The 14439-nt window shown below is 52.0% G+C and carries 12 protein-coding genes and 1 pseudogene; 5 read left to right on the forward strand and 8 right to left on the reverse strand.

Annotated elements, in window-relative coordinates:
* Window positions 1–18: 18 nt before the first annotated feature.
* The 4 genes from ABV300_RS07090 to rd all read right to left on the reverse strand — a co-directional run bounded on the left by ABV300_RS07090 (window position 19) and on the right by rd (window position 3323).
* On the reverse strand, window positions 19–435 hold the full coding sequence (locus ABV300_RS07090; protein ID WP_353714180.1) for a CoA-binding protein: 417 nt from the start codon (window positions 433–435) through the stop codon (window positions 19–21).
* A 57-nt stretch (window positions 436–492) separates the two neighbouring features.
* Window positions 493–1365, reverse strand: coding sequence for a thiamine pyrophosphate-dependent enzyme (locus tag ABV300_RS07095; RefSeq protein ID WP_353714181.1), 873 nt, complete (start codon window positions 1363–1365; stop codon window positions 493–495).
* 1 nt (window position 1366) lies between these two features.
* On the reverse strand, window positions 1367–3070 hold the full coding sequence (locus ABV300_RS07100) for a 2-oxoacid:acceptor oxidoreductase subunit alpha (RefSeq protein WP_353715378.1): 1704 nt from the start codon (window positions 3068–3070) through the stop codon (window positions 1367–1369).
* Window positions 3071–3164: 94 nt separating this feature from the next.
* Window positions 3165–3323: a rubredoxin gene (gene rd, locus ABV300_RS07105; RefSeq protein ID WP_353714182.1), complete on the reverse strand. Its 159-nt coding sequence runs from the start codon at window positions 3321–3323 to the stop codon at window positions 3165–3167.
* A gap of 285 nt (window positions 3324–3608) precedes the next feature.
* Here rd and ABV300_RS07110 point away from each other — a divergent pair, with 285 nt between their 5' ends.
* Window positions 3609–4004: a hypothetical protein gene (locus ABV300_RS07110; protein WP_353714183.1), complete on the forward strand. Its 396-nt coding sequence runs from the start codon at window positions 3609–3611 to the stop codon at window positions 4002–4004.
* A gap of 69 nt (window positions 4005–4073) precedes the next feature.
* Here the strand turns inward: ABV300_RS07110 and ABV300_RS07115 are convergent, their stop codons facing one another.
* The 3 genes and pseudogenes from ABV300_RS07115 to ABV300_RS07125 form a co-directional block, all read right to left on the reverse strand.
* On the reverse strand, window positions 4074–4934 hold the full coding sequence (locus ABV300_RS07115; RefSeq protein ID WP_353715379.1) for an acetate--CoA ligase family protein: 861 nt from the start codon (window positions 4932–4934) through the stop codon (window positions 4074–4076).
* A 3-nt stretch (window positions 4935–4937) separates the two neighbouring features.
* A pseudogene (locus ABV300_RS07120) lies at window positions 4938–6177 on the reverse strand (CoA-binding protein); the annotation flags it as partial.
* Between the two features lie 23 nt (window positions 6178–6200).
* Window positions 6201–8825 (reverse strand): glycoside hydrolase family 38 C-terminal domain-containing protein, encoded by a 2625-nt coding sequence (locus ABV300_RS07125; protein WP_353714184.1) that lies wholly within the window; start codon window positions 8823–8825, stop codon window positions 6201–6203.
* A gap of 116 nt (window positions 8826–8941) precedes the next feature.
* Here ABV300_RS07125 and ABV300_RS07130 point away from each other — a divergent pair, with 116 nt between their 5' ends.
* From ABV300_RS07130 to ABV300_RS07145, 4 genes are all read left to right on the forward strand, one after another.
* Complete coding sequence (locus tag ABV300_RS07130; RefSeq protein ID WP_353714185.1) at window positions 8942–11431, forward strand: PAS domain S-box protein; 2490 nt, start codon at window positions 8942–8944, stop codon at window positions 11429–11431.
* 25 nt (window positions 11432–11456) lie between these two features.
* Entirely contained in the window at window positions 11457–12131 is a 675-nt protein-coding gene (locus ABV300_RS07135; protein ID WP_353714186.1) for a response regulator transcription factor, read from the forward strand.
* A 150-nt stretch (window positions 12132–12281) separates the two neighbouring features.
* Window positions 12282–12860 (forward strand): Fe-Mn family superoxide dismutase, encoded by a 579-nt coding sequence (locus ABV300_RS07140; protein WP_353714187.1) that lies wholly within the window; start codon window positions 12282–12284, stop codon window positions 12858–12860.
* 29 nt (window positions 12861–12889) lie between these two features.
* Window positions 12890–13369: a ferritin family protein gene (locus ABV300_RS07145; RefSeq protein ID WP_353714188.1), complete on the forward strand. Its 480-nt coding sequence runs from the start codon at window positions 12890–12892 to the stop codon at window positions 13367–13369.
* 20 nt (window positions 13370–13389) lie between these two features.
* Here the strand turns inward: ABV300_RS07145 and ABV300_RS07150 are convergent, their stop codons facing one another.
* The gene (locus ABV300_RS07150) at window positions 13390–14406 is read right to left on the reverse strand and encodes an NrpR regulatory domain-containing protein (protein WP_353714189.1); all 1017 of its coding nucleotides are present in this window, start codon (window positions 14404–14406) and stop codon (window positions 13390–13392) included.
* Window positions 14407–14439 lie beyond the last annotated feature (33 nt).

Here is a 14439-nt window from a genome sequence, read left to right on the forward strand (position 1 = left end):
AAGCCGAGACCAGCTTGATCAGTGTTTCAACCGATTGATGGTCGCGTGCACCTTGGCGATGCAACGGTCCATGACCACCGGCAATCCGGCCTGCCGCGCTCTTGCAGCAGCCTCTTCATTGACCACACCCTCCTGCAGCCAAAGAGCTCCAGCCCCGGCCTTGATGGCCTCTTCGATGGTCGGCATAACTTTATCCGGAGCGCGAAAGACGTTGACAATGTCGATCTTATACGGTACTGAGTTCAGGTCCGGGTAGCTTTTACGTCCCAGCACGGATTCGACAGTCGGATTGATGGGGATCACCCGGTAACCGCTGGCGATAAGGTAGCCCATAACCGCATTGGAATGGCGTTGCGGATCCGGTGATGCCCCGACGACGGCTATCGTCCGGGAATTGGTCAGCAGTTCCTTTTCTATCCGCGGTATTCTGGACACTTTGTGTTCCTTTGCCTAGTCAAAATCGGTTAATGATACCGCCTGCAAGCGCCGACCTCAAGTAAAATCATCGAATAACTGGCCAATGGATGATGGGTCGATGGGTTGTTTCACCAGGAGTTCACGGCTGCTGATACCGACGTAATCCTCGAAAACCGGGCGTTCGTGACGGTAAATGACGCCGATAGGGATCCGGTCACCCCATTCCGAAGCCTTTTCAAATGCCGCCGCCCGGTTTGCCGGGTCGTATTTGCCGTCCTGGTCAACTTTATAGATGCGCTCCCGGTACCATTGAAAGGTATTCTTTTTGTTGAAACTTATACAGGGTTGCAGGATTTCAATCAGCGCGAAACCTTCATGTTTTACCGCCTGGGCAATCAGACCCGCAAGGTGATCAATATCCCCGGCGAAGCCGCGGCCAACAAACGAACAATCACAAGCCACTGCCAGAGCCAGCGGCCTCAACGCGGTCCAGGCGCCGTCCGGATTGAGCTTAGTGGTGAAACCCAAATCAGTCGTTGGCGAAGCTTGCCCTTTGGTCAGCCCATATACCTGATTGTTGTGAACCAGGTAGGTCAGATTGGAGTTCCGGTTCATAGTATGAATGAAGTGATTGCCACCCTCCCCGTACCCGTCACCGTCACCGGAAATAGCAATAACAGCTAATCCGTGGTTCGCCAGCTTGGCCGCTGTTGCGGCAGGTAGCGGGCGGCCATGTAGTCCATTTAAAACATTAGCCCTGGTATAATGCGGCAGTTTACCGGCCTGACCTATCCCGGACACCAGCAGCACCTGGTGGGGCGATAGTTCCAGGTCGACAAGCGCTTTATCCAGCGAGCGTAGAATACCAAAATTGCCGCATCCGGGACACCAGGCACTGTTAGACGCGGAGGAATATTCATCAAGCTCGACTCTGGGTACTTTTTTCACCCTAAGCCCTCCCTTCTAAAGCAGCAATGATTTCATTGGCAGTGAAGGGCCGTCCGTCGTACTTTCGGACATGGCCGTCAGCTGAAACACCGGCCTCGGCACGGATGAGATTTTCGAGCTGCCCGGTAAAATTCGCTTCGACGACGATGTTCTTGACCCCTCCGGCCAGAGTCCGGGCGAAAGCCTTGACAGGGAAAGGCCAGAGTTCTCTCAGGTGTGTAACTTGCGCCTTAATGCCTCGTTGTTCCAACAGTCGAGCCGCCTCGGCGACTGCACCATAGGTTGACCCCCAGCAGATTAGGTTGTAAACGGGATTTTGACGGCGGATGACAGTCGGACCGGCAATCCGACGGGAAAGCCCGCCGTTTTTACGCATTCGCTTGTCCATCATCTTTCGGCGTGTCTTCCCGTCTTCGATAATGTGACCCTCTTCATTGTGTTCGTCGGAATCGGCTACCACCAGGGCTCTGCCCTGACCTGGAAAGGCCCGCGGCGAGATTCCGGTTCTGGTATAAGCGTAACGCTTATAGTCAAAGGCTTCGGCCGCCTCGGCGTCAGACAAGACTTTACCCCGGTCGACGACTACCTTCGCCAGATCAGGTTTGTTCATTGTGTAATAAGAGTTGCCCAGATCATGGTCGGTTATGATGATGACCGGCGTCTGGAAAACCTCCGCCAAATTGAACGCCTTGACCGCCGCCCAAAAGGCTTCTTCGGCATTACCCGGAGCAAGTACGGCTCGGGGGAATTCGCCGTGACCGGCATTTAGGGCAAACAGCAGGTCCCCCTGCTCGGTTCGAGTGGGCAGCCCGATAGCTGGCCCCGAACGTTGCCCCAACACAACAACTAGGGGTGTTTCAGTCATACCGGCTAGGGACAGGGTTTCAGTCATCAGGCAAAAACCCCCTCCGGAGGTTGCAGTCATCGATCTGACGCCAGTATAAGCCGCTCCGACTGCCATATTTGCCGCTGAAATCTCATCTTCAGCCTGGACAACATGGAGGCCATATTCACGTCCCCTGTCAGCTAAGAACTCCAAAATTGATGTTGTCGGCGTCATCGGGTACCCGGCAACGAATTTGCAGCCCGCCGCCAGGACGCCGAGGGCAAGTGCTTCATGACCAGAAATCAGCATCTTTCCTGATGGCTTGCCTGGTTTGAGACGAGGCTTGAAAGCCCTCGGGCGATGCTGTTGGGCAAACTCATAACCGGCTCGCCCGGCATCCACGTTAGCCTGAACTACCTTTTCACCTTTTCGTCCGTATTCCCCTCGCAACACTGTTTCAAAAAGGCTGAAATCATAGTCTAACAAGCCTAAGATACCGCCTGCGGCGACGGTATTGATCATCAGAATGTTGCCTGAGACACTGATGGCAATTTTTTCGAAAGGGATGTCAAGCATGGACCGGGCAGAGCTCTTTGGAACACCGGTTTTCGAAATATCACTGATAATAATACCTTGGCGGGGGACCTTTTTTTCATGGAGTTTGACTGTCTCTTCGTTTAGTGCCACCAGGATATCAATTGGAGTCACGGCTGCCGCAACAGGCCGTCGGCTGACCCGCACGCGGGTAAAGGAATGTCCCCCCCGGATTCTGGACTCAAAATCCTGATCGGCAAAAATCTCGTACCCGCCGCGCAGCAGCGTTTTAGCCAACACACTGCCTACGGATTGGACACCTTGACCGGCTTCCCCTCCAATCATAATATTCAAGTCAACCACAAGTGCGGCCTCCTGAAAAGATAAAGCTACGGTGATTCGCGACCATACAAGTGAAAGATTCCGTCAACAACCACGTTCATAACTTAACGAACATGTCTTTGGTAGCTCCGCAAACCGGGCATACCCACGAGTCCGGCAAATCATCAAATGGGGTGCCGGGCGTGACGCCGCCATCAATATCGCCTTTAGCGGGATCGTAGATATAATTGCAGATGGTACACCGGTATTTTGTCATTGTATTTTCCTCCTCTTGTCAGAATAAAGCTCCGTGAAGCTTATGTCAAAGAATCCGGGTACCGATAATAAAAATGGCATTATTATCTTTCTTATTTATTTTATCGATGTTATCGTATTCGGATTTCAATTGAAGAACCAAATGCGCCGTTTTAATACATTTTTTAGAATATTCCAGGGAAACAGAATCAAAATACCAGATAATATTACTATTGAATACGCTTTACAATTAGGTTAGATTCTAGTTATACTGAAATGTAAACGCAATAAAAGGAGATGTTCTTGAGTGACTGAAGCTAGGGTTTTCATCGATCTTAAAGAAGGTGTTATTGAACTGGAAGGTCCGATTGCTTTTGTAGAAAAATATATTGCCATATACGCTCCAGCCGCTGCGGCAGAAAGTGTCCCCGAGACTCCCCGCAAACGTGGTCGGCCAGCAAAAAAAGGGGCACTACCGTTAAAGAAGAAAAAGGTAAATGCCGACAGAATAATCGGCGCGATGATTGATAATGGATTCTTTAATTCTGCCAGGGGTTTCGGAGCTATCAAAGTTGAAGCGCTAAAAATGGCACCGGACCTCTCCGATACCAAAATCAGGAAAGCCCTTCAAAAGGTCAAGAGCACACTTCCCCCCAGCGGTACCGGCCGCGGGACCAAGTATTTGTCCGTTCAGTCTGCCTAATCAGTATCTTTGTCCAAACAGAAACGCCCGGTTATCAACCCGGGCGTTTCTGTAACAACTTCACAGACTTCAGTCTATTAGGATGCGTGCGTCAACAACCGCATATCCTTCTCCCGCAATGAATGCCCTGATGGGATTGAGATCGAGTTCCTTAATCATTGGTAAATCCTCCGCCATGGCCGAAAGCCGCAGCAGCAGCTCCTCGATAGCCGGAATGTCGGCTGGCGGCTCTCCGCGGAAGCCCTCAAGCAGCTTGAACGCCCTAACCGAACGCACCATCTCCCGGGCGTCAATATCGGTCAACGGTTGTATTCGGACGGTACGGTCCTTGAACAGCTCGGTATATATGCCGCCTAGGCCAAAGAGGATAAGCGGCCCAAAAGTCTTATCGCGAGTAATCCCGGCGATGAGTTCCGCACCTTCGCCGGCCATTTTCTGGACGGTTACGCCTCGCACTTCGGAAGCGCGGCCGGCGCCTGCCACCCGGCCCAACATTCGATGATAAGCTACCTTCAACTCCTCCTCCGAGCCGATGTTTAAAGCCACCCCACCGACCTCGGTCTTATGGATGATCGTCACCGAGTTCAGTTTCAACGCTACCGGGTAGCCGATATCCTCGGCCGCGCCGATCGCCCTATCGAGGTCTTCAGCGAACCGTGGCGCCATTGACTTGATGCCGTAAGCTGCCAACAAGGTAAAAACGGATTCTGTTGGCAGCCAGCCATCTCTGGCTGATTCGACGATGCGCTTCGCTTTGCCGAGGTCGATACCTGGCAAATTAACCACCCTGCCAGCAGGCTGATTTCTCATCAGGCCATAGTCCCGCGACCTGGATAGAGCATAGACTGCCGCCTCTGGGAAAGAAAACGATGGCACGCCGGCCGCTCCCGGCGGCATAACAGTGCCTGGTACACAGCCACGCTTACCCATGAAAGAGGCCAGAAGCGGCTTGCCGCGCCGCCGGAACTCAGGCTCCATCTCCCGGATAACCGCCGCCACATCCTCCGGACAAGCGAAAACCGGCGGGATGAAAATAACAATGACAGCGTCGATATTGTTGTCAGCGGCCAGGAGACGCAAGGCGCCTTGGTATTCCGGCGCGCCGACATCGGTGATATCGATCGGGTTGCCTGACGAGGCGCGTGCAGGCAAAAGCGCCTTAAGTCCCTGGAGCGTTTTTTCGGCAAGAGAGGGCAGTTCCAGGCCGGCTGCGGCGCAGGCATCGGCGGTTAACGCTCCCGGGCCTCCGCCGTTAGTCAATACTGCTACTCTCGAGCCTCGGGGTATAGGCTGGCGGGACAGGATATCGGCGACGTCGAAAAGGCGCTCCAGGTTGTCTACTCGTAGAATCCCCGTTTGGGCGAACAGCGCGTCGACGGCCACATCAACCGCAGCCAAAGCGCCGGTATGAGAGGCAACAGCCCGGGAGCCGGCTGATGAGCGACCCGATTTCAAAGCGATTATAGGTTTGTGTGGTGAGATCGACCGGGCTAGACGGATGAATTTTTTTGGATTGCCGAAAGCTTCGAGATAGAGCATGAAGGAGATCATTGGAGGACACGTCTGCCCGGTTGCCGACGCTGGCGAAATTGGAAAGGCCGATGCCAAGATTGGATGCGTGTTCCAATATTACCAACCCCAGCGCACCGCTGTCGGTTGCCATAGCAATGTTGCCTTGAGGCGGGAAGACATGGCTGAAGGTAGCGTTTAAATTTATCGACGGGTCGGTGTTCATCACGCCCATACAGTTAGGTCCGATCAATTTCATACCGTAGTGCCGACAGATTATGATGAGATTCTCCTGACGCTTGGCGCCGTCGACGCCGCTCTCAGCAAAACCGGCCGAAATGACGATGACCCCCTTTACACCTTTTCGCCCGCACTCTTCTACCATCAGCAACACGATCTCGGCCGGAACGACTATCACTGCCAAATCGACCGGCTCCGGTATGTCCAGGACCGAAGCATATGTCTTGATCCCAGCAATGCCATCAACCTTGGGGTTAACAGGAAGGACTTGGCCTCGGAAAGGGGCGTCCAACAAATTGATAAAAATTTTATGTCCGATTGAGCCCTCTCGCCGAGAGGCGCCGATGACTGCTACTGACCTCGGTTTAAAGACCCCATCTAACGGATTCGTTGGTTTACTCGCTTTACCGGGGTTTGAATCCATATTTCAAAAATACCTTCAATGCCCTATTGAAAGACAACCTTTAATGTTAAAATCTCAAAGGGGGTGAAAGTAATTGTCACTGCCCCTTCGACGATGGCAACTTCTGATTCCTTTTCTTCGAGCAGATTTACTTTCCAAACCTGACTTGGTTGAGGGAACAACCGTCCAAGTGGCTCGGCTCCGGCATTAACCTTATTGAAGAATTGAATCGCCGCTTCGGTCGCCTGACCTCTGGTCTCATAGAGTCGGAGTACTATTCCGCTGCCATCCTCGGCTCTTTTACATGCTGCCAGGATGATGCTGGAAGGTGCGATATTGATGAAAGAAAATGAATCGGAGAAGAGACTGCCGTCTGCTTTTTCCGGGCGGAGTTGAAAGGCTTGAAGGTTGCTGTTCACTTCAAATCCTTGCAGGTAGGATTGGGCGGCCCTCCAGTCTCCTTTGTGAGGGTAAAGAGAATACTCAAAAACGTGTTGTTTGAATTCCTGCGCGTCCGGTGTCGGCACCGCCGGCCCTGTCGCCCCATCGGAGGAAAGCATTAGAATACTCCGGAGTAAGGTGAGGTATATCGCCCCGTTTTTGATCTCATGGGACGGTAGACCCTGATTGATCAAGGTTATGCCGTATTCCTTGTCGGAATAGTCTACCCAGTTAAGTGCCGGATAAATCCCGGATGGTTTCTCCACCCAGTCCCCTTCGGCTGGGGCAAGAGCCTGATCCGTCGGCCGGCTGAGAGCTCCGAACTGGATTTCCGAAGTATATTCAGGGGAACGGATATCTGTCGCAAACTTGAGCCTCAATTGAATTTGCGGGTGGCGGTTATCGACCCTGGTGACACAGTCGATCCGCGGAAGATCGTGGTAGACCGTGATGGTCTTGGAAACAGAAAGGTAACTGTGACGCCATAATACAGGCCGCAGCTTTTCCTGCAGTCTGTATGGCCAGATCAGGGAATAATAATCGCTCTCCAGCTTGATCACACGGCGAAGCTTGGTCTTCTGAATCTCAAAATGCTTGAGTCTGAATTTACCGAAGGTGACACCGGCTTCACTCTCCGTACGGTATTCGCCCTGGAAATTCTGCCGGTGGTAGTACAGATCGCCTGTTTCTTCTTCTATTACCAGCTCATTGCCCCTCAGCAGATGCTTGCCATCGATGAACACATCAAGTAATCCGCTGCCGGGGTCGACTTCAAGACGGAAATATTTATTCTGAACGCAATTACCCTTGGTGATCAAACGGTGGCCGTCGCTCGAAGCCGGCGTTGATCGCGGGCTGTGCCGAAGCAAACGATAGGTGCGAAAGCCGAAAGGCGACACCATTGCGATAAACCCGATTTTGACAGTATGGAAAGAATCATCGGAATAGCGAGTCGACTCGAGTATCTCAACCCCGATCTCATCGCTTCCGCTGCCGAGCCCGCCGATCCTCTTAACTTCTCCCGGATCAAAACCCAATTCTGCTTCAACCCAATTGCGCACCTCCCATGAATGGGCATTGAGTACTAGAATATCGGCCGATTCAGCTAGATTACTTTGGACCATTTCAATAAATCCAGATAGTATCTGAGCTAGATGACTTTGAAGGTAGCCGAAATTATGTTTGACTTCCTCATAAGCATCGTCCATCCCGGTGCCCGGCGCGACATCGTGGAACGCACCCCAAAGCACCTTCAACCAGTTGTCATTGAGCTCATCCGCGGGATAGGCCATGCCCATCAGCCAGCCTAACGTCAGCCATTTCTCACACGCTAAAATCATATGCTCGTAATGCCGCAGACTCTGTTTCAGCCAAATCCGGGAGGAGGTGCAATGAGGAAAAACCCGGGAATATTTCCCGGAATAGAGCTCTCCTTGTCGGGTTTCCAATTGCAGTGGAACAGACTTTTCAAGCGCGCGGAAAAAATCCACGGATTTCGCCACCACCATCCTGATTCCCTTGTGGGAGCGGTTCCAGCGCCTGACCATGCGCATTGTTTCCGGTTGCGGCGGAATGGAGCCCGAACCCGACGGCATCAAGATATTCCCAGTCGCCGCCGCCGATTTCAATTTCGTGACGGCGTCATCAAGCTCATCCAGATAAAGCCCGGCGCGATACCCCAGAGGCATCCAATGAGTCAAAATCCGGCTGCCGTCTAAACCCTGCCACCAAAATTCAGATGGGCTTTCACGGTCGGCACCCCTGCGGAAAGCAAAATACCGGTAGCCTGATTTCAAATAGATCTGAGGCATCTGAGCGTTATAACCGAAGCTGTCGGCTCCCCAGGCAACAAGCGTTTTTGTGCCGAACTTGTCCCGGATAAAAGTTTTGCCAACAAGGATTTGCCTCACCAGGGTTTCGCCCAGCGGCAGCATAGTATCGGACATCAGGTGTTCACCCGGGGCAAACTCTATCTGCCCTTTTTGGGCAGCCCGCTTGATGTCTTCGAAGAGCGATGGGTTCCGCCGTTCAATTTCCTCAATAAGCGCAGTCTGTTCGATGAGGAAACGGTAGCCCGGATCAGCCATCATTTCAATCGCAGGTTTTAAAATCTTTTCGATATTAATGAAAAAATAGTCTTCTTTGGTAAACGCCCATACCGCGTCGTAGTGACTGTGAGGCACGAGGTATACGGTGTCCATCTGGTCCTCCGGCGTATAATGGCCCATTATACCCGAAAAAGCTGCCCTGGAAGAACATTAAAATATTTTCGTAACATTGTGGTAATGTATTGTCATCTATTCACTGAAGATATACAATTACGGCAATTAATTAAGAATCGGACTTGGATTTGGTAAAACCGGACTCAGCGCAACTACTTTCGATCACTTATCGGTTCCTGGAGATTGCCAACCGGCATACCGCCGTATCGCCGATGCTGGATGAGTTCGTTGGAGAGTTGAAAAATGTGACCGGGTGCGCCGCTGTAGGCATCAGGCTCCTCGATGAACAAGGCAACATTCCTTATGCATGCTATGACGGCTTCAGCCAGGGTTTTATGGATCAGGAGAACCTGCTATCGATTCGCCATGACCAATGTATGTGCGTTAATGTCATTTCTGGCAAATCGACTCAACAGAAACCGTTTTATTCGCCAAAAGGCTCGTTCTGGTTGAATGACACCCGTCAGTTTCTGGATACCGTCGCAGACAGCGAAAAGGGCACTACCCGAAACGTCTGCGCAAATCACGGCTACCGTTCGGTGGCTCTTGTCCCTATCCGCGCGAGTGATCGTGTTCTAGGTTTGATCCACGTTGCTGATACTAAACCAGACATGGTGCCCATCGAGATGGTTCTACAATTGGAACACACGGCACTAGCCCTAGGAAATTCCATTACCAGAGTGACATTGTCCCAGGCCCAGCGTGACACTGAAGTCAAGTTTCGGACCCTTTTCGATAACGCAGGTGACGCCATCATCCTCTGGGAAAAAGTTGGTGCCGAATACCAAATTATCGAGGTCAACCAACTTGCCTGTGACCGGTACGGTTATACCAAAGCTGAAATGATCGGGATGTCCGGAAGGCAACTCAACACTGCTGCAAGTTACGCCGGAGCGGCGGCTTCGATTACGGATTTAGATGAGCACGACCATGCAAGGTTCCAGCTTACGCATCTGGCGAAATCAGGGCAAGAGATTCCTGTCGAGGTTACCGCCCATAATTTCATACTGAATTCCAAACCGGTCATCTTGTCTGTAGTCCGCGATATTACCGACCGGCTAAAAAAAGAAGCGGAATTGCGGCAACTCGCCTCCTTCCCGTTGTCAAATCCCAATCCAGTGTTGCGGCTTACGCCGCAGGGTAAAATAGTCTTCGCTAATCCTGCGGCTGATCTGCTTTTAAAATCATGGAAACTGGGCATCGGGGATGTGATCCCATCCCTCTGGCTTGAGAAAACCGTCGCCGCCTTTAACACCGGGGAAAAAACGGTTTCGGAGATCAAGAGCGGCGATGCATTTTTCGCGGTCACTACGTACCCGGACATGACGAGCGGGTTCGTAAACCTTTATGCCATGGATATCACCGCCCGAAAAGATGCCGAGTTAGCCCTTCAAACAAGCCGCGACCACCTTGAAAAATTGAACAATTCTCTTCCGGATGTTATTTTCGTCACCCGAAGGCCGAGCCGTCGTATAGAATATGTCAATAACAGGGTGACTCAAATCTATGGCTATTCCGCGGAAGAATGCCTTGGCCGGACACCTGAGTTCCTTTTTGCCACCAGGGGGGCCTACTTAGGCCAAAGCCGGCGCATCTCTGATGTAATAAGACACAGCAATTCTGGGGATAGTGTCCGGACTGAATTGATGCAAAAAAGGAAGAACGGGGAATTGTTTCCATGCGAACTGATTCAGACATTCACTTCACACCCGGATGGAACTATTTCGATCATTTCTATCGCCCGCGATATTACCTCACAGCAGCAAACCCAAAAAGAAATCGAAAGCTATCACCAACGGCTCGAAGAAATGGTGGCGGCGCGGACTGAGGCTCTGAATGGCGAAATCACCAACAGAAAACGAGCCGAGAACGAATTAAGGTCACTTTACGAGCGCGAGCAAACACTTTCCGCGGCTCTTCGCCAGCAGATCGAAGAGCGCTCCTTATTTACCCGGGCGTTGGTGCATGAGCTCAAAACACCGCTCACACCCTTGTTGACGGCATCTGATTTTCTCGAAGCCACTTTGACGGACGAAACAGCCCGGGGATTCGCCCGCAATATTAAGCTTGGGGCGCGCAACCTTGAAAAGAGAATCAACGAAATGTTGGATCTTGCGCGAGGCGAAGTCGGCGCGCTGCGGTTAACCTATCGTGATTTCGACCTGGTGGAACTCCTCACCGAAACAGCCACCTACGTCCAACCTGAAACAACGCGCCGGGGCCAAATTCTAGAAATAAACTTGCCTCCAGCGCCGCTGGCTATCCAGGCTGATCCAGATCGACTCCGGCAAGTGGTTCTTAACCTTATCAACAATTCGTTGAAATTCACCAAAAAGGGTGGACACATCAGGGTGACTGCCCGCAGTGAGCCGGGGGCAGCAGTTATTTCGGTTGAAGACACGGGTGCCGGCATCGCAACCTCGGACCTGCCATTTATCTTCCAACCCTACCACCGGGGGCAAAATTCTGATAAGAAGCGCCTGGGCGGACTGGGATTGGGGCTTGCTTTGGCAAAAATGATCGTAGAACTGCACGGCGGACAAATTTGGCTCAAGAGCGCCGTGGGGAAGGGCAGCACTTTCAATTTCAGGGTCCCTTTCAAGAAGGTATAGGCGTCAAATATTAAACGGAGGCGGTATGAAAATTTTAATCGTAGAAGATGACAGCGCCATCGTAGAACTGGTCAGTCTTTGTCTCAGGGTAAGCTGGCCTGACGCCAGGATTCTGTTTACCAGCCTGGCGGAGGAAGGCATCGAAATTGCGGAACGGGAAAACCCGGACCTGGTAATTTTGGACCTCGGCTTGCCGGATAGAAGCGGACTGGAAGTGTTGAAAGAAGTCCGTCACAACTCGAATGTTCCTATCATTATCTTGACTGTCAGAGACGAAGAAGCTGATGTCGTCCGCGGGTTGGAATTGGGAGCGGATGACTATATCACCAAACCGTTTCGGCAAATGGAGTTCGTCTCCAGGGCCAAAGCGTTATTACGCCGGCAGCACGCCGCGGATTCCAGCGGGCCGACGACAATCGGGCAGTTCCATTTTTCTGCCTCCCGCCGCCAGGTGAATTGCGCTGGGAAAACCCTGAAGCTGACCACCACCGAAGGAAAAATTTTGCATAATTTAGCTCAGAACGCAGGTAAGCCGGTATCACATGGTGACCTCTCACTGGCTATTTGGGGCGAGATGCCCCCGGATGCCGCCAACTCAATCCGGGTCCACATGAGAAATCTCCGTCAAAAACTCTCTGACGCAGGGCTTGAAAACGTGATCATGACCAAATCCGGGGCAGGTTACTTTTTGAAGAAATAGCCCCGCGATTTTTGGTTTTTGGTCTTTCCTTCTTGCGAGTTTCGGCTAAGAGTTTATGAATCTCACGCCTGAAACTTGATTCTCCGGTGTTTGGATTACGGCTATTTTTTTATATAATGAATTTACAGCGAATTTTGGGAAGGCGGGCATATGACATACGGCATTCAGGATTATTCAAAACTCTTAGGTATAAAGGGCTTTTCTGATAACCTTTTAAACAACCATTTCACCCTTTATCAGGGGTATGTGAAAAACCTCAACCGCCTCATAGAAACGATTGCTACCCTGTCTAAAGGAGGAAAATCCGATACACCGGAGTATGCGGAGTTGCAGCGGCGTTTTGGGTTTGAATGGAACGGCATGCGCCTGCACGAATACTATTTTGACAATCTTGGTGGAACCGGTTTCGCCGTTTCCGGAGGCAAACTCGCACAGACCATGGCCGCAACCTGGGGCAGCAGCGAGGCATGGGAAAAGGATTTCCGGGCAATCGGCGCGATGCGCGGCGTAGGTTGGGTCGTGCTCTATCAGGACATCCAGAGCGGTCGATTGTTTAATACCTGGATTAACTTGCATGAATCCGGTCATCTTACGGGGTGCCAGCCCGTCCTGGTGATGGATGTCTGGGAGCATGCTTTTATGATAGACTACGGATTGAAGCGCGCAGAATATATCGAGGCGTTTTTTAGGAATATCGATTGGTCAGTTTGCGAGCTCCGCTTAAAATAACCCTTTGAAATACCGCCGGAGGTACTAAAATGTCCTTAGCCTTCTCTCCTGCTGAACTCTACAACATTGCCATCGCCGTTGAGCGGCGCGGCGCGGCATTTTACGACACCCTGGCTCGTTCATGCCAGACCACCGAGGTGCAGAAAGCATTTTTAGCGCTGGCTGCCGTCGAGCATCAACATATCCAGACTTTCCAAAAACTGCTGGCCGCAGCGCCGAAAACGCCGAGCGATGGTGCAGATTCGGAAGAGTACGCGGGTTATTTCAAAGCTCTGGTGGATTCATCAGTATTCAACGATGACCTTGCCACCAGCGAACTGGTCACCCAGGTAGATTCCGATGTTCAAGCACTGGAAGTCGGAATCGGGGCTGAAAAAGATTCGATCCTTTTTTACGAACAATTGAGAGACATCGTCGCCGGCGATGCCAGCGACGATGTGAACCGGATCATTAGTGAAGAAAAAGCCCACCTGCGGACGCTGGTCGAAATAAAAAATCGGATCAAATAAGAGCTTGCACCTGAGGTACTTCAGGACAACTGTTTCGTGACATCCCAGAAGCTGTGAAGAGATCGGAACTCCATCAACCCGCTCATCGCCCGGTTGCGAATTGCGATCCCGGCTTCAGCGGCGGCGGCAACCGGATTCAGCCCGCCCGTAAGCACCAGGCCGGCTTTATTCAGACCCACCGGCACCTCGCAAACCGGTTTACCGCTTTCCCCTACGGCAACTATACCCCGAATCGAAGCCTTTCCCAGCCGGTTGATAAGGTCACGCACCAGCGGTAGACTCATCGCGGGCACTTCTCTGAAATTGGCTAATATTTTACCAGCGCCTCGCCGGGCCGTATCGGCAACTGTCGTCATCCGGCTGGCAATGAAGATTTCCGATGGATCAAGTGATGACCCTGAATAGTGAATCAAATCGCAGAATCTCCACGGCCGGTTCTGACGGAACTGCAGCGTGCCGCCGAATCGTGAATCCATCGGTATGCCTGCCTTGAGCAGTGTACCATTAATCACAATGCTGCACACCGTGGCCAATCCAACGTAACCATCAGGTACCTGCAGCCCTCCCAAAGAGCCGCCCGATTCAGCGATGGCGATTCTATCTGAAACACAGATTCCGGCTTTATAAACCTGGGCCATGGCTTTCAGCGCGTCGCTGAACTGGCTTGATTTGAAAAAAGAAATATTCACCGGGATCAACCCGGTCTGCCGGTCAACATCGAAGGTGCTTTGGTAAGCCAGCAGCTCTATCTTGTCGGAAACAAAACCAACCTTGTCGGTCACCAGGGCGTTTGACAACTCATCGAGTCCGGCCGCTGTAATTGACCTGCCGCTGCGCCGGGAAACCTTGCTGGTCAGGCCTTGCCCATCGAGCAGCCCGAGGTGATAACGCACCGCCCTCTCGGATAATTCGACGCCGTATTCGTCTCGGAGCCTCCGTGAGATCACCTGGCTGCCGAGGCAGTTGGAGGCGCTGCCTAAGACTCTGAGAATCGCCAGTTTTTCCCGTTCAACTTCCCGGCTGTCTATCCTGGCCATATAACCTCATCATAATACGGCAAATTATCACAT

The organism is Dehalogenimonas sp. 4OHTPN (assembly GCF_040448695.1).
GTDB lineage: Bacteria > Chloroflexota > Dehalococcoidia > Dehalococcoidales > Dehalococcoidaceae > Dehalogenimonas.